18 protein-coding genes and 1 tRNA gene are annotated in these 16469 nt (G+C 42.1%); 8 read left to right on the top strand and 11 right to left on the bottom strand.

The window, feature by feature from the left end:
* The first annotated feature begins 236 nt into the window (after window positions 1–236).
* From hdrC to V7O62_RS07255, 4 genes are all read left to right on the top strand, one after another.
* The gene (gene hdrC, locus V7O62_RS07240) at window positions 237–758 is read left to right on the top strand and encodes a CoB--CoM heterodisulfide reductase subunit C (protein ID WP_406655583.1); all 522 of its coding nucleotides are present in this window, start codon (window positions 237–239) and stop codon (window positions 756–758) included.
* Window positions 755–1651, top strand: a complete 897-nt coding sequence (gene hdrB, locus V7O62_RS07245) for a CoB--CoM heterodisulfide reductase subunit B (protein WP_406655584.1) — start codon at window positions 755–757, stop codon at window positions 1649–1651. The genes hdrC and hdrB overlap by 4 nt, the downstream gene beginning before the upstream one ends.
* A gap of 109 nt (window positions 1652–1760) precedes the next feature.
* Window positions 1761–1835, top strand: a tRNA-Arg gene (locus V7O62_RS07250).
* Between the two features lie 36 nt (window positions 1836–1871).
* On the top strand, window positions 1872–2324 hold the full coding sequence (locus V7O62_RS07255; protein ID WP_406655585.1) for an N-acetyltransferase: 453 nt from the start codon (window positions 1872–1874) through the stop codon (window positions 2322–2324).
* Between the two features lie 4 nt (window positions 2325–2328).
* On the opposite strand, the gene V7O62_RS07260 is transcribed toward V7O62_RS07255, so the two are convergent.
* The gene (locus V7O62_RS07260) at window positions 2329–2766 is read right to left on the bottom strand and encodes a GNAT family N-acetyltransferase (protein WP_406655586.1); all 438 of its coding nucleotides are present in this window, start codon (window positions 2764–2766) and stop codon (window positions 2329–2331) included.
* Window positions 2763–3962 carry a M20 family metallopeptidase gene (locus V7O62_RS07265; RefSeq protein WP_406655587.1) on the bottom strand — a complete coding sequence of 400 codons (1200 nt, stop codon included), beginning with the start codon at window positions 3960–3962 and terminating at the stop codon, window positions 2763–2765. Before V7O62_RS07265 ends, V7O62_RS07260 begins: the two co-directional genes overlap by 4 nt.
* 154 nt (window positions 3963–4116) lie before the next feature.
* On the opposite strand from V7O62_RS07265, the gene V7O62_RS07270 reads away from it, so the two are divergent.
* Window positions 4117–5058 carry a nucleotidyltransferase domain-containing protein gene (locus V7O62_RS07270; RefSeq protein ID WP_406655588.1) on the top strand — a complete coding sequence of 314 codons (942 nt, stop codon included), beginning with the start codon at window positions 4117–4119 and terminating at the stop codon, window positions 5056–5058.
* A 24-nt stretch (window positions 5059–5082) separates the two neighbouring features.
* Here the strand turns inward: V7O62_RS07270 and V7O62_RS07275 are convergent, their stop codons facing one another.
* Both V7O62_RS07275 and mptA read right to left on the bottom strand, forming a co-directional pair.
* Window positions 5083–5403, bottom strand: coding sequence for a DUF2098 domain-containing protein (locus V7O62_RS07275; RefSeq protein ID WP_406655589.1), 321 nt, complete (start codon window positions 5401–5403; stop codon window positions 5083–5085).
* A 61-nt stretch (window positions 5404–5464) separates the two neighbouring features.
* Window positions 5465–6418: a GTP cyclohydrolase MptA gene (gene mptA / locus V7O62_RS07280; RefSeq protein ID WP_406655590.1), complete on the bottom strand. Its 954-nt coding sequence runs from the start codon at window positions 6416–6418 to the stop codon at window positions 5465–5467.
* A 410-nt stretch (window positions 6419–6828) separates the two neighbouring features.
* On the opposite strand from mptA, the gene V7O62_RS07285 reads away from it, so the two are divergent.
* Both V7O62_RS07285 and argB read left to right on the top strand, forming a co-directional pair.
* Window positions 6829–7119: a non-histone chromosomal MC1 family protein gene (locus V7O62_RS07285; protein ID WP_406655591.1), complete on the top strand. Its 291-nt coding sequence runs from the start codon at window positions 6829–6831 to the stop codon at window positions 7117–7119.
* Window positions 7120–7274: 155 nt separating this feature from the next.
* Window positions 7275–8159, top strand: a complete 885-nt coding sequence (gene argB, locus V7O62_RS07290) for an acetylglutamate kinase (protein ID WP_406655592.1) — start codon at window positions 7275–7277, stop codon at window positions 8157–8159.
* 37 nt (window positions 8160–8196) lie between these two features.
* Here argB and V7O62_RS07295 read toward each other — a convergent pair whose 3' ends face one another.
* Entirely contained in the window at window positions 8197–9237 is a 1041-nt protein-coding gene (locus V7O62_RS07295) for an archaeosine biosynthesis radical SAM protein RaSEA (protein WP_406655593.1), read from the bottom strand.
* The gene (gene guaA / locus V7O62_RS07300; protein ID WP_406655594.1) at window positions 9238–10152 is read right to left on the bottom strand and encodes a glutamine-hydrolyzing GMP synthase; all 915 of its coding nucleotides are present in this window, start codon (window positions 10150–10152) and stop codon (window positions 9238–9240) included.
* 244 nt (window positions 10153–10396) lie between these two features.
* Here guaA and recQ point away from each other — a divergent pair, with 244 nt between their 5' ends.
* Entirely contained in the window at window positions 10397–12493 is a 2097-nt protein-coding gene (gene recQ / locus V7O62_RS07305; RefSeq protein WP_406658266.1) for a DNA helicase RecQ, read from the top strand.
* 12 nt (window positions 12494–12505) lie between these two features.
* On the opposite strand, the gene V7O62_RS07310 is transcribed toward recQ, so the two are convergent.
* The 5 genes from V7O62_RS07310 to V7O62_RS07330 all read right to left on the bottom strand — a co-directional run bounded on the left by V7O62_RS07310 (window position 12506) and on the right by V7O62_RS07330 (window position 16460).
* The gene (locus V7O62_RS07310; RefSeq protein ID WP_406655595.1) at window positions 12506–12631 is read right to left on the bottom strand and encodes a hypothetical protein; all 126 of its coding nucleotides are present in this window, start codon (window positions 12629–12631) and stop codon (window positions 12506–12508) included.
* 75 nt (window positions 12632–12706) lie between these two features.
* On the bottom strand, window positions 12707–14242 hold the full coding sequence (locus V7O62_RS07315) for a NosD domain-containing protein (RefSeq protein ID WP_406655596.1): 1536 nt from the start codon (window positions 14240–14242) through the stop codon (window positions 12707–12709).
* A 65-nt stretch (window positions 14243–14307) separates the two neighbouring features.
* Complete coding sequence (locus V7O62_RS07320) at window positions 14308–15084, bottom strand: hypothetical protein (RefSeq protein WP_406655597.1); 777 nt, start codon at window positions 15082–15084, stop codon at window positions 14308–14310.
* A gap of 13 nt (window positions 15085–15097) precedes the next feature.
* Window positions 15098–15658: a hypothetical protein gene (locus V7O62_RS07325; RefSeq protein WP_406655598.1), complete on the bottom strand. Its 561-nt coding sequence runs from the start codon at window positions 15656–15658 to the stop codon at window positions 15098–15100.
* Between the two features lie 454 nt (window positions 15659–16112).
* Window positions 16113–16460, bottom strand: a complete 348-nt coding sequence (locus V7O62_RS07330; RefSeq protein ID WP_406655599.1) for a hypothetical protein — start codon at window positions 16458–16460, stop codon at window positions 16113–16115.
* Between the last annotated feature and the right edge of the window lie 9 nt (window positions 16461–16469).

Genomic DNA, 16469 nt, shown 5'->3' on the forward strand with positions numbered 1-16469 from the left:
CTTTATCAAATGACCCGGAATACCGCATCCTCCGTGCCAACGAGTTCACTTCAACATTTTTACCCGGCTTTCGTAATTTCCCAAAATCAACAATCTCATCCACACTTATCTTCCAGAAATCGTCTGATAAATATCCTTGAAACACCTTTGTCGGAAGATTTATCAAATTTGCAAAAAATACACATACGGATAACTATTATTTTGTTTCCTCAAAGACTCTCAAAAATGTGAGTACAATGCTTAATACACCACAAAATGATGCAGGACTCTTGGATGAAGTCAAAGAAGCCTGCAAGGATATATTCAAATGCATGCAATGCGGCGTATGCAGTGGAAGCTGCCCCTCGGGCAGGCATACAAGCCTTAACATCCGAAAGCTTGTCAGGAAAGCTGCTAAGAATTCCAATATCCTGCAGGATGAAGAATTGTGGATGTGCACGACCTGCTATAACTGCCAGGAACGATGCCCCAGGAACATAGATATTGTGGATGCGATGCTTAAAATAAGAGCAATTGCAGCACACGAAGGAATCATGCATCCGGAGCACATAACAGTCAGTGAACTTCTTCTGGAATATGGCCATGCTGTTCCTATAGATGAAGAAAACAGGAAAAGAAGGATAAAACTCGGACTCAATGAGTTACCTGAAACCGTCCATAAATACCCCGAAGAACTCGAAGAGGTAAAAATACTCCTTGATTCATGTGAATTTAACAGAGTGGTAGATAAAAAAGATGAAAAAAGCGGGGAAACATGAAAGGACTAACACTTTTCCTTGGTTGCCTGATACCAAACAGATATCCTGGCATTGAAATTGCAACGAGGTTATGCCTGGCTAAACTTGATATTGATTGCAGCGACCTTGAAGGTTCTTCCTGCTGCCCCGCACCAGGCGTTTTCAGGTCATTCGATGAACCTACCTGGCTGGCCGTTGCAAGCAGGAACATAGTACTGTCAGAAGAACTGCAGCGCAATATACTGACCATATGCAATGGCTGTTTTGCCTCATTGGCAGATGCAAATCACATACTCAAGAACGACACGCTGCTGAGAGAAAAAACCAATGAACATCTTGCAAAGATAGGAAAGGAATTCAAAGGAAACATCGAGGTCAGGCATATTATTGAATACCTTTACAGGGAAATTGGAACTGAAAATATCAAATCCCACGTTGAAAAGCCGCTGGAATTAAAGATAGCTGTGCATTATGGTTGCCATCTGCTGAAACCTTCAAAAAGCAGAGGACTTGGAGCTTTTGAGAGGCCTGAGTTCTTCGATGAGTTGATAGAATGCCTTGGAGCCACAAGCGTGGATTACCCGGACAAGATGGAATGCTGCGGAGCTGGCGGAGGGGTACGCTCTGCATTGAAGGATGATTCCCTGAAAATGGCTGACCACAAACTCTCAAGAATCAAGGAAGCAGAAGTAGATTGCATAGTCAATGCATGTCCTTTCTGTCATATGCAGCTTGATGCCGGGCAGGATGAAATTAAACAGAGAACAGGAGTAGATTACAACATACCTGTACTTCATTACACTCAACTTCTGGGACTTGCTCTGGGATTCCCCCCGGAAATGCTCGGGATTGACATGAATGTCACGGTCAACAAAGAGTTCATTAAAAAAACAGGGGAAATGCTGCAGTCATGAAGATATAAGTTTTAAAGCAAGGTGATAATCCTGTCAATTCAAACCTGTGAAAGGGTAATACCACCAATAAGTTTAAGATACTGAATGCTATTACAGTGTACCGCGTTATGAGCGTGTGGCCTAGTCAGGATATGGCGGCAGCCTCCTAAGCTGCAAGCCGGGGGTTCAAATCCCTTCACGCTCGCTATTTTTCTTTTATATAACTACCGGAGAACGATAATTGACAATCAGAAAGGCTACTGTCAGTGATATACCAGAAATCAAAAGCATCATAGACCATTATGCAAAACAGGAAATGATGCTTCAGCGCTCTTTGAGCGAGTTGTATGAATTCACTCGTAGTTTTTATATTTGTGAGATAGATGATGAAATCGTGGGATGCTGTGCTCTTCAGGTTAGCTGGGAGCATATGGCTGAAGTGATGTCCTTTGCTGTGAAGGAAGAGTACAGAGAACAGGGAATCGGCACAGATCTGATAAAGGCCTGCCTTGAAGAAGCAAGGGACCTTGGTATCAAAAATGTATTCACACTGACTTATGCAATTCCTTTTTTTGAGAAGCAGGGATTTGAAAAGATAGACAAACAGCTACTTCCACACAAAGTCTGGACAGGATGTATAAAATGTCCCAAGTTCCCTAATTGTGACGAAGTCGCAATGATGAAAACTATCTGAGCAGCTACACGGATCTTTCAAAATAAACTGTTCCGTTCTCTTCTTTTATAACAATAAAATCATGCCTTAGATACATCGATATAGCTTTTTCAAGAGAACTGTCTGTCTTTAATTGTATAGATGAATAGTTCCGTTCTGCAAAATCCAGTGCCTTTCGGAAAAGAGCCAGACCAAGGCCTTTTCCACGACATTCGTTTTTTACATATAACCGCTTGATTTCACAGGAATCCGAATCCAAACACCTCACAGCAGATGTCCCAACGACCTTACCATCGTGCAATGATATGAAAAATGCACCACCTGCACGGAGATAATTGCCTCCTATGTCATCGAGGTCAAAGTCCTTCAGAGGATCATACGCGAATCCTTCATCTGCAAGTACACCAAGTACAAATGACTTTGTCCCGGAAGAGTGAACAGCTGAAAACAGTAATATCTTCATTTAATATAGGCTCCCGGGTTTTTCAGAAATTCAAAGGCAACAGAGTGAAGTAACTCAACACCAATGATTAGTACATCTTCATCGATATCAAAACTGGAAGAGTGATTCCCTTCCACAATACCCTTTTCCAGATTTCTTGTTCCAATGATGGCATACATTCCCGGCACTTCTCTCAGGTAATATGCAAAATCCTCCGCACCGAATATTGCACTGGCTTCGGAGTTAACATCAGGGAATCTGCTTTTGAGAATCTCTGAAGCAGCATTCGTGAAGACTGGATCGTTGAAGAGAACAGGATACCCGTACTGGACGTTGAGCTCATAGGAAGGAACTACTCCCTGTTCTTTCAAGGAGTAAGAATCTATTAGAGAATCAAGAAGTGAAGACATCGTGGACTTTATGGTCTCAATATCGTTGTCATCAAATGTCCTGAAACTGCCCACTAGTTCGATCTCATCCGGCGTCCTGTTGAACTGCTTACCGCTGTTGATAGTACCAAAACCAAGCACATAGTCCGAAGAAGGTACTTTCCGGGATATCAAGGAATTAAGAGAACATATGAATTCAGAAGCCATTTTTATGGGATCGATGCAGTACTCAGGTGTTGAGTGGTGCCCGCCTTTCCCGAATATCTTAACGGTGAAGCGATTCGAGCTTGCCATGAAAGGACCCGGGCGTATGTTTATTTTGCCCGAATCGACGTCACCGAATATATGAAGACCGATAATGGCATCCACATCTTCAATGCCTCCTTCTTCTATAACCCTTACAGCTCCGCCGGGAGGAACTTCCTCAGCAGGCTGGAATATCAACCGAACGGTCCCATTGAACTTATCCCTTTGTTCCTGAAAAAGCCGGGAAACCCCAAGCACGATAGCCATATGACCATCGTGACCGCAGGCATGCATAACTCCCGGATTCCCGGAGATATAGGTTTCATTTAATGCAGTCGTTTTTTCGGTTGCTGCAAGGGCATCGATATCCGAACGGATTGCTATGCAAGGGCCCGGCCCTTTCCCGGAGATATCAGCAAGAACCCCTGAATCTGCTATTTTCCTGGAGCTGATACCAAGATCACCAAGTACAGACATTATTTTTTTCTGTGTCCGGTATTCCTTAAAACTCAGTTCCGGATCACGATGGAATTGGCGTCTAAGACTTATTATCCATTCATCAAGGGGTTCCAAAATATTCACCTGAAATTAGCATGTGCAGAACAAATACACTCCTATTCATATAATCCGATATATTTAACACGTTTGAAAAGACACCGGGATTGTTGCAAACTATTTTTATGCATTAATACAATCTAATTAAACCCAACATGGAAAGCACTTTAGGATGATACCAATGATAAAAACAAGGATAAGGGACTTCCTTATAACAGAAGATGACTGGATTTTCGCAGTTTCCGATTATTTCCATCCCCACGGCATCAGGTCAACTTTAAGGTACGTGCCGGATGAGAACGGAGAAAGAGAACTCAATGGTATCCGTTACAAAAAATATGATTTTGACGTATCTTTTGATTTTATGCGCGAGAACCGGCCCGAATGGGTAGAGGATGTACATGTGGTTCCCGAAGACAGTATTAAAAAAGTCCTTAGACCAAACGATGTGATTGAAGAACTTGCCAAGTCTGACAGCCGTGTTAATACAATTGTCAGCACCCTTAAAAAAGCAGGTGTCCCAACGGACAAAATGGGAGTCACGGGTTCGTTCTTACCTGGGTTGCAAAATGAAGGTTCTGACGTGGATTTTGTCGTATACGGAGCAAACTGGTTCGTGGCACGGGATGCAATAAGGGAAGCAAAGAATGAAGATGGCCCCATAGAAGATATTGATGAGGATATGTGGAACAAGATATATCGTAAGCGTATTCCAGAGATCAGCTTCGAGGAGTTCGTCCTCCATGAGAAAAGAAAAGGCAACCGTGGAATGGTTGAAGGAACATATTTTGATCTTCTCTTTGTGCGCGACTGGGAACAGATAAATGAGTCCATTCAGAGGGGAGAAGATATTGGAAAAATGAAAATCGAAGCAAAGGTCGTGAATGCGGATCTCGCATTTGACAGCCCTTCAGTATACATAGTTGAGCATGAGGAAATTGACCATGTACTTTCCTATACACATACCTATGCAGGCCAGGCTCTTGCCGGCGAAGTAATAGAAGCCAGCGGCACGGTAGAGCAGGTAGGAAACCTCAAAAGACTTGTAGTGGGCACGTCAAGAGAACCAAAAGGAGAATGGATACGTTCCCTGACACTGCTTGAAAAAGAAGGATCGCTCTGAATCAAAAGTTAACAGGTGAGAGGATTAACCTCCACCTGTAACCTGTCCTATATCAACAGAATCCGAGCCACCTGAACCATACCTGCGCATGTATTCTTTTGCTGCAGAAGCTGTCTCTGTAGTCTCGGTTTCCTCTTTTAACTCGCTGGCATCTGTTATGACAAGAGTCTCGACTTTATAATAAAGACCTGTGCTATCCACTAAAGCCCATATACCTTCTTCATCTTTTTTTACTTCAGTGACTCTTCCCACAGTACCGGTATTTATGTACCTTACAATACTCCCGGCTGTGATAGGTTCCCCGTTGATATCGGAAGCAGTCAGAATCTCGGTTTCGGCCGCCAATTTAACTCCTCATTTTCCTGTACTGGAGTATGGAACAGACAGGATTAATACCTGTCCATCTTTATTCCCTGGAGATTTCATTTCGAAGATCGCCGAGGGTTGCAACTCTTTCAGCAAAGGCATTGTGCCTGTGAATACTTTCTTCGTTAACCTGTTTTATAGTTATGATGGCCTCGTCAGCCAACGAAGGGAACTCCCTTACGACATTTTTCGCCATCGTACGTACACAATCCTCCACGAACTTGGGATTGTTATGGGCCCTCTGAACAACCATTGCCTCATCGGAACGCTTGAGGAGCTCAAAAACACTTGAGCTCATGGAATTTTCAATGATCTCAATGATCTTTTCCAGGGAAACGAACTGATTATTTTCTACTTCGATTGAGATTATGCCACGTCCACGCTGGTTATGGGTTGCCATGGGTACCCTGTGAAGGAATTCGGCAATCTTCTGATTGTCGATCCCCATAGCTTCAAGCTCCTGTTTGGCGTTATCTCTCATTATTTCCTGCGCGCAGGGGCAAGCAGTCATTCCGACTACTTCAGCACCTATGAGTTTTTTGACAACCATATTTTCCCCTTCCCCACGCAATGCAATTGCTTCCGCAAAGATATCCACTACTTCCTGACATTCCATTTTTGTAGAAGGGGATTCTCTTTTTATAACATATTCACTTTTCAGGATCACTTCTGCACGGGTTGCATATTCATGACGCGTCAGCAGACTCTGCGCCACATCGCTGCACAGCTGCTCAATCTCATAAACAGGTAGATTGACTGCTTTTTCAAGAACCTCGTCAACTGCTTCGAAGTTACGCGACAGGTTTGCCCCTTTTAAATGAGAAGGAAGGTCTACGAAAATATCGAACGTAGCTATAAGAACAACAGGACGTTTTTCTTTTCTCTTGACCTCAACAAGTTTCTTTACGTTAGTAACCCCTACACGGGTAAGGTTGATTGGGATTTGAGGCTTATTAGCCTGTATATCCGGTAGTTTGACAACTGGAACTTCCATGATATTACCTCAAATTAAAAATAAAAGTATAGTGCGCTTTTTAACATTATAATAACCACTTGAAACGGACTCATTGCATGTAAATGTTGTGTTAAGAGCATATAACTCTGAAATTTACTGCCGCAACTAGAAAAATATTTATTTCAGCCATACAAAAAGCCTCTGCATTGCACTTGAAGGTATGCAGATTAAATCAAGTTAACTTGTCTTGTTGCCCAATAGCGCTCAAATGATGTAGTTACAGTAAAAATAAATGCTAAAATCACCTCCATTTGAGGATTTTCCGGCACTAAAATTTTGTTATTCCAGCAAATCAAGAACAAAGGACGACATTAGAAGAAAAATATATATACTTGATCTACTAAATACGATAAGCAGTGGTAATCGCATAATGATTACGAGGTGACAAGATGTCTGAAACAAGAAACTTTGTGTTAAGAGACAAGAAAGGAAATGAACATGGGGTGTTCACCGGAAAGCAGCCACGTCAGGCAGCATTGAAGGTAGCTAACAGAGGAAAAGGAACAAAATCAAAGCCAGAAGATATCAGGCTTCGTGAGCGTGGAACAAAGAAGATCCACATATTCAAGGGATGGAGAGAGATGGTTGCAGCTCCAAAGAACAAGCCTGACTGGATGCCTGACAAGATCAACAAGCCATTCGTAAAGAAAGTAGGCATTGAAAAACTGGACAAGATCTGATCATTCACAGCCCATGTTAATGGGTTTCTTTTTTTACTTTGGCGATAATTTTGCCAAACAAGTTTAAATCGTTGCAGAAATAATCTATATCAGCTTACAGGTACTGGAGCATTTGCATTCTTCTTCCGGTTCCCAGCAATAACACAGGCAGCAACATGACACTCAAAAGAGAGAACGTGCTAATAGAAGCGCTTCCTTATATACGTGAATTCCATGACTCCGCAATGGTAATCAAAGTAGGTGGCCATGCCATGGTCAACCCTGAAATAATGAGCGACATCGTACAGGATATTGTCTTACTCAGGTACGTAGGCATCCATCCTATAATTGTTCATGGAGGAGGACCTGAGATCACGGAAAAGATGGAACGCATGGGCAAGAAACCGGAATTCGTAGGTGGTTTACGCATAACCGACGACGAAACCCTGGAGATAGCAAGAATGGTCCTTGTCGGTAACATCAATACTGAAATCGTCTCACTCATAGGCAGCCATGGTGGCAAAGGTATAGGACTTTCCGGCAAAGATGGCAGGATGATTATCGCAAAGAAAAAACCATCCCAGAAAGTGGTCATCGAAAGTGTCGAGCATGAAGTTGATCTTGGATGGGTCGGAGATACTGAGATAATAAACCCGGAGATACTGAACATTGTCATAAAAGAAGGCTATATTCCAGTAATATCACCAATTGCCACGGATCTGGCCGGAAAGGCCCTGAATCTCAATGCAGATACAATAGCCGGCGATATTGCAGCTGCAATAGGAGCCAAGAAACTTGTCCTTATGACCGATGTGCCCGGACTTCTCAGGGACATAGAAGACAGGTCGTCACGCATATCAAGAGTAACAGTAGAAGAAATAGAGCATCTTGTGAAGGAAGGAGTAATTTCAGGAGGCATGATTCCTAAACTCAGGGGTGCCGCAACTGCTGTTGAGAGCGGCGTGGAAAAAGTTCACATTATCGACGGAAGCATATCTCATTCCATACTACTGGAACTATTCACAGACTCCGGAATAGGAACAATGGTATATACTAATTAGAAAAGTATACCTTCCCTTTCCTGAAACATCTTTTAATTCAGTCTGTGATAGGGGCACCAAAAGTGTGGTCATCCAGTTGCAGCACACATTCCCAGAGATCCTTACATTCACAGTCCAGAGTTTCAATTCTGGAGACATCCTGAGTGAGCGAGAACTGCCGTATGGCATCTGCAACGTCCCTGCTGCATTTCTTGCAATTATGAGGGCCTCTCTTTGAACCTGCACCTACCGGGTCTGAAGTTATTACCACATTGGGAAACTCTTCCTTAGTCCTTTTCAGAATATCAATAATACTCCACAACCACGGAGGACGATACTGTCCCCTCTGCCATAGCTTCTCCACAAATGTGCCATTCTGGATGTTACAGAGATTTATTGAGAAAGTATCACTGTACGGAGCGGCATCCCTGACCGACTTTACCATATCTTCAAGGGCCTGCCTCTCAGACAGGAATAGAGGTTTCAACATCAAGTATGTTTTTACAGTTGCATTGCTATCTTTCGCAACTGTAGCAGCCCTTTTGAAATCATCAAAGGTAAAACCCTTATTAATAGAGTCTTTCCTGATAAGATCAGAACTCGTCTCAAGACCCATGGCTATCTCAAAAGATTTGTCCCCGAGAGAGCTACGGCAATCTGCCATAGTTTCCTTGTTGACGAACTCAGGACGAGTTTCTACAAGCACCTTTACAACCCTGGAATCTTCTTCGAGAACAGACAGGATGCTATGCCTCACCTCAAGCGGAATCTCGCGAACATCAAGAAAGCTTCCGGAAGTGAATATCTTTACCATGAACTCGTTGAAGCCGGATGCCTTTTCCATTGCGTTTCCAAGCTGCTTCACAAGGTCTTCATCAGATGGCGGAGTCTGGGCACTGTCATAGACATAACCGCACATTGTACAGCCTCCTGCCTTACCCCACCAGCATCCTGATGTCCTGAAAATAACAGTCAGAGTGTCGACTTTCCGGTCATCAAGCAGGTCGGTGCCTGTCCATGCCGCACAGGGCCTGTCAGGAGAAGAGGGTTTAACCCTCTGCCTGTTCCTTATCTCAAGGACTGCTTTATTGAGGGACATTTACTCAAACTCTATTGTAGCCGGAGGTTTGGGAGTAAGGTCATAGACCACGCGTGAAACCGTAGGAAGCGCTGCTGAAATCCTGGATTCGATCCTGCTCAGGACATCCCAGGGCAGTTCCATAGCCTCTGCAGTCATGCCATCTCTTGAACCTACAGCCCTCACCGCAACAATCCAGCCGTGGACCCTGACATCACCTTTTACACCGGTCCCTTTACCGATGATAGCCGCGAAGGTCTGCCACGGATGGAACTGCTCTACGAGCTCCTCTTCAACGATGGCGTTAGCTTCCCTTACAATATCCACCAGTTCCTCGGTCACCTTGCCTACTATCCTTACCGACAGTCCAGGGCCAGGGAACGGCATCCTTTCGGAAATCTCATGCGGAAGTTCAAGGGCACGTGCTACTTCCCTTACCTCATCCTTGTACAGGTCCTCTATAGGTTCCACTATTGACTTGAAATCCATTACAGAAGGAAGACCACCTACGTTATGGTGTGACTTTATTCCGCCTTCTGATTCGATCCTGTCAGGATAAATAGTTCCCTGTATGAGATATTCAGCTTTCAGTAATCTTGCTTCTTCTTCAAAAACACGTATAAAAGTCTCGCCCACAGCCTTACGTTTATCTTCAGGATCCTCGATACCTGCAAGGGCTCCGAGGAAGCGATCCTTTGCGTCAACGACCTGGAGGTTCATGTCGGAAAAAATCTCTTTTATCCTTTCGGTTTCTCCTTTCCTCATCAGGCCTGTGTCAATGTAGATAGGTGTCAGCCTGTCACCTATGGCACGGTGGGCCAGGATTGCACAGACTGAACTGTCAACACCTCCGGAGAGTGCTATGATGGCTTTGCCATCGACCTGCTGGCTGATCTTATCTACTGCTTTTGGAATGAATTTTTCTACTTTAACCATGAATATGAGCTCCGGCAAACGAATTACAAATGATTTTTAATTATTGGATGATTTAAATGAGATTTATTCCTCAAATATAAGTTCGTACATATTAATGCTCGCCTTGCCTGAAACTTCAATGAAGCAAGCCATAATCATAAATACGCAACAATGCAAACCCATTGAAGCAATACTTACACTCCGCTTGCCAGAACGTTATATACAGAGAATTCGTATAGGCAGAAAAAAGATTGCCGGTCAAAAGATGCATCAAACTCTCCAGAAGTACTTTGGTTACTCATGTTTTCGTCCCCTTCAGGAAGACATTATCAGGGATGTACTTGAAGGCAGGGATACTTTTGTACTGATGCCTACGGGAGGAGGAAAGTCCCTGTGCTATCAGTTACCTGCTCTTATGCTGGATGGACTGACTGTTGTTGTATCTCCACTTATTTCTCTTATGAAGGATCAGGTTGACAGTTTGCAGGCAAGCGGAATAAGTGCCGCATACCTGAACAGCACCCTGAATCAAGCCGAATCAAAGAGAATCTACAGGGAAATCGAGAATAATGAAATCAAGATACTGTATGTGGCACCTGAAAGACTCACTATGTCCCATACTATATCATTGATACAGAAGGCAAAGGTGAGTCTTTTTGCCATTGATGAGAGCCACTGCATATCCGAATGGGGGCATGACTTCAGACCGGAATATCGCAAGCTCAGTTTTCTTAAGAAAAAGTTCCCTGATGTACCCATTATTGCCTTGACAGCCACCGCTACTCCCAAGGTGCGGGAAGACACGATAGTCCAACTGGGCATCGGGAACTGCAAGACCTATGTTGCCAGTTTTAACCGGCAGAACCTGCTTTACGAAATCAAGCCAAAGAAGGACACCTATAACCAAATCCTGAAATATCTGAGAAAGCACAGGAGAGAAAGCGGGATAATTTATTGCCAGAGCCGCAGGAATGTAGACACCTTAGCTGCCAAACTCAGGAAGGATGGCTTTAATGCACTTCCCTACCATGCAGGACTTAGCGATTCCCGGCGAGAAAAGAATCAGGAAATGTTCATCAAGGACAACGTGGACATCATTGTGGCAACTATCGCCTTCGGGATGGGGATTGACAAGTCCAATGTCCGCTTTGTTATCCATCATGACCTTCCAAAAAACCTGGAAGGATACTATCAGGAGACAGGAAGGGGCGGACGTGACGGACTTGAATGTGAATGTATCCTTTTTTTCAGCCGCGGAGACAGGTACAGGATTGAATATTTCATAAAGCAAAAAGGGAAGAAAGAAGAGAGGGATATCGCCCTTAAACAAGTCCAGGAAATGGTTGCATATTGTGAAAGTACTACATGCCGCAGGAAGGTCCTTCTTGGCTATTTTGGAGAAGAACTTGCAGAAGACAATTGCGGCAAATGCGATGTCTGCCTTAAACCAAGACAGAAAATCGATTGTACAGAAGATGCAAAGCTGCTGATTAATTGTATCAATGAACTTGACCAGCGCTTTGGCATGACCCATGTAATCGACGTCCTCAGTGGTTCAAATGCAAAGAAGGTCAGGGATAAAAAACACAATAAGCTGAAGTCCTACAATTCGGGTGACATGCATACCAAGGACAGGTGGATGGAGATAGCCCGTGAGATGGTACAGCAAAACCTGATAAAAGTGGAAGGAGCCAGATATCCACTCCTGAAGCTCAACAAAACAAGCATGGATATCCTCAATGGTAAGCAGACAGTTACCCTTACAACAGTAACAACAGACGTATCCGAAGTTGAAGAAATAGAAAAAGAACTTCCTGAAGAAGCCATGCTGTTTACAGAAAGCAAGGTTAAAGCATCTCCGACGTACACCAGTAAAAGTACATCGAAAAAGGAAAATGAGTTGTTCGCGCGGCTGAAGCAACTGCGCAAGACCATGGCAGAATTGCAGGACGTACCGCCTTATGTGGTATTCGCGGATACAAGCCTGAAGCAGATGGCCTCGAAAAAGCCAGGCAACCGTGAGGAAATGCTGAAGATCACAGGGGTCGGGGAGTATAAGCTGAAGAAATACGGTGATATATTCCTGAAAGAGATCATCAAATACTGTGAAGAACAAGAGAAGCCTTCGTCAGATAGTGAAGACAGGGTCCCTGGAGATATTGTATCACAGGAGCCTGTAAGCGATAATAAAGAAGAAAAAAAGGTAGATCATGCAAGTAAACATGAAAAAATCCTTGAAATCATAAAAGGATTGGACAAGGAAATAACCATCCTGGCAAAAGCAAAGCTTGATGACACTTTTTCAGAAGAGGAGATCAGAGCAGTGTGGTCTTCTATATTTTCAGAAACTAAGCAGTCCTGATTGCTGACAGCCTTACTCGCACGTATCCAGCAAATGTCTTCTTCCCCGCAGGCGCGAATCGCCGGGCCTGACAGGAGATATCTTGACTTCTTTTTCGTCTTCTTTCCTGTCTTTTTCTTCTGTGGTCTTTTCTGCCAAAAGAGCCCACCTCCTGATTAGTAGTTTATTTGTGGTGGTATTAAAAGGTGGTGAAGAACTGGAAACCAGATTACATCATTCACCATGTTTATTTCTGAGTATCCCAAATACAATCAGAATTATTGTAAGCAACTGCACAGAATTAATAGATGATACACTGGGAACCAGGCTATTCTTTAAGGAGTTATTAGCTACCATATTTTCAGACTCATTTCCTGTTATCCCAATATAGGCTTCTGAGAAGCTATTATTATTAACCGTATTATTGTAACTATAATCTGCCAGCCTGAAACCAACAATACTAGAACTTATTTTATTATTGACAAAAAGATTATCATCAGAATATCGCAGAAAAATGCCATAATCAGCATTTGAACTGATATTGTCACCAGTTATCTCATTGCCATTACACTTGTACAAAAAGATGCCACCCTCATTCTTAGATACCGTATTGCCTTTTATCATATTATTATCAGAAAAGACAAGCTCAATACCCACTAAATTCTTAGAAATCAAATTGCTGCTTAGCATATTGTCCCCCGATACGTGAAAATGGACACCATATTTATTAGCTAAAATTTGATTGTTCTCTATTAAATTCTCTTCAGATTCTTCTAAAAATACACCACTAAAAGTGTTATCACTAATAATACAATCTGTAGCCATGTTTATTTCAGAATTTGTTAAATAGATTCCGTTGTAGTTCCCAGAAGAAGTAATGTTATACAAATAGGATTCTTCTGTTCCAGACAAGTAAATTCCATATTTATTGTTTTTTAATACCAGATTCTTTATCGTAATATTTCTGCAATCATAGCAATATAACGTACCGGCATTTGAAGAACCATCTATTACAATATCTGACAAGCTGTTCAGGTAATAAATCGGCTTACCATTAACAAGATTACTCTGGTCAATAATATTCCCTTTTCCATCATCTCCAAAATCATATCGATTTGCAATCATACTGTTATTATGTAACTGATTATTTTTGCAATTCTCTCGCAACAAAATACCAGATTCATTGTTTGAACCCGCAATATTTCCTTCTAAAACATTATCATCGGATGAGCCAAGAACAATCCCTTCCAGTTGATTACTTGCACCATTATGGTCCAATATATTGTCACTGGATTCAACAAGAAAAATTCCACTGCGGCCATTCTCCATACAAGTATTATGTGAGATGGTATTATTGTTTGAATCCTGGAGATAAATGCCTCGAAAATTATTGGATATGACATTGTTTTTTATTGAACAACCACTTACCCTATCAAGTGATATACCACATCCTCCGACACTGCTTACTCCTAAAATCTCAAACCCATTAATAGTAACATTGTTTGCCCGGACCAAAAAAACATTTTCATCAACAGCATCAGCCTGAACAATAGTAGTTTCGGGGGAAGCAGAATCTGAAGTTATAGATAACTCTTTATCAACCACCACGGTCTCGATATACTGGCCTTCATTGACAATAATGAGATCATCGGGAGCTGCATTGTCAATGGCTTCCTGTATGGAACTGTAATCTCCATTACCAGTACTATCTACTACGACAGTAGCTGCCGTTGTGGTACTTGCGATCATTGCAAACGTAAGCAATACCAAGAAACAGATTCCCCATTGCATACGAATTTCCCGGAGATTCACAATTCATAAAAAGCAATTCATACTTAGAGAAACGGATCTGAAGAATTATTAAACTCTACATTCACCTGCGATTGATTGCCAGCCGCGTATCCCAGTTCTTCCAAGTACTTTTCTTTTAACTCCTCTGGATAACCTTCAGGCAAATGCTCCAGATCTTCAAGGGATTCAACTTTAGCTCCATCAATCTTCAAATCCTCCTCGATAAGCTCTCTCACGGTTTCATTTGTCTCAGCCAGTTCACGGAGCTCATCCGTTGACAGACGACCCAGCTCATCCCCTTCAAACCAGGGACATGCCGCCTCTTCTTGATTCTCTATATTAGCACTTTCCATGGTTTCAGCATTTATGTGGAAAAGCATTAACCGATCAACTTCCTCTTTTGGTAACAGGTATCCATTTACAGAATCTATTTTTGGATCAGAGGGGTCAACACCGTATGCTTCAATATAATCCATTCTTGCATTTTCAATGATATGCTCCATTTCCTGCTCACTAAGGATTACATCATAATCCTTGCCTTCTTCCATATTTTCTGGAGGAGTACCATCTTCTGTTACGAGTACCATCTTACCACTGTTCAGAATAGTCCCATCCAAGAAGTTTGGCAATTCTCCCTTTGCAAATTTAATGTCATTATTCGTTATTCCATAGTTCTGATAAAGAACTTGGAGTTCTTCATCCGTATAGCTCAGCTCACCTTTTGAACCAATATCCCCCACAATTGCAGCAACTACTGCCACAGTTATGATTAACACTGCAACAACAAGAGCGATTATTCTGGACCTTGTGTCCTTATTCATATTAATCACCTTATTAAGGATCGATTTCATCGACCTCTACTTGATTTACATTCTCATAGATGCCGGTAGAGTTACCTTCAAGTCGAATTGTACATTTCTTTCCACCTACCGCAGCTTTTCCAAAAAAACTTCCACGACCATCTTCAAGGAATGTTCCCTGTAAGAAAAAAATGCTATTCTCATCTTTCAGATCCACTTTTGCCGCATATGCTTCTCCTTCAGATACTGACCAGCCAACAATACCATGAGTTGCATTGCCGGATAGTTTTACTGTCTCATTTTGCCCGTCGAGAATGATTATACCTTCAAGAACGACAAAATCATTCTCATCGATTGTTCCAGAGAGAGTGGCTGCAGCAGGTTTTTCGACAAGTACATCCGAGCGAACTTCTATGGGTGCAACTGCTTGGTTTTCAACAGGCACATATACATGTCCTGAATCCATAAGTACAGTGACAGAGTTCACATTAGAATTTGAGAGTGGGCTATCTGCCTGGATGCATGCAATCGCGACAAAAGAGATCGATATAATAAGAATATACATGAAAATTGTTCTGTATCCTGATACTTGCATGCACATTCCTCAAATGTCTATAACAAATCTCTTCCCGATCAGCAAACTTCATTATTAATTTATATGGCAAAGACGTTAGAATTTTTATTATTAATACATTATGGCCAAAACTTCCAATTGAAAAGGAAACATAGGCTGAAAAAAAGGAAAAACAACACAATCAATACGCTTTTGGCTCCCGTATTAATTCCATATTGATATTATTCATTCGAGAAAGAGAGGGAAGACGCCGCTTTTATCATAATTACTTCTTCTCCATAATTAGAAGTTTCAGCAATTATTTTCAATGCAGGATAGTAAGTGGTTTCACCTGTATATTCATAGGGATTCATGAAAGGAAAGAATAGTGCGCCCAAAAAGCTATACATACTTTGGATTATAAGTAGACTCTGTAAGTCTATTGTTTAATCGCAATCAAGTGCATATTTGCCAAAATTTTTAATTGAATTCATTTTTAATCGGCAGAATACAGATTGATTTTATAGTAAGTACTTCCAATCTTTATGTTCTCTGTGTCATTTGTCCTGATAATTTTCGAAAACTGATCAATACTTTCAGTGCGATCAAAAGGAAGCTTTACCTCTTCTCCAGGATTCGATACTGCTTCTTTTACATAGAGGTAACTTTCCAGCTCTTCAAACGTGAATTCAACGTATTTATCAGGTTGTTCTGGAAGAACATCTGCTCTAATATACATTCCTGCTCCTGGCTGGTATATCACTAGGAAAAAGATAGTCAACAAAGCCGCAGTTAATATCACAAAGGAAATAGTAATCGTATTTGGTCTTCTTTTTAGTTGCATTGCCTTCAC

The sequence above is a fragment of the Methanolobus sp. ZRKC2 genome (assembly GCF_045291185.1).
GTDB lineage: Archaea > Halobacteriota > Methanosarcinia > Methanosarcinales > Methanosarcinaceae > Methanolobus.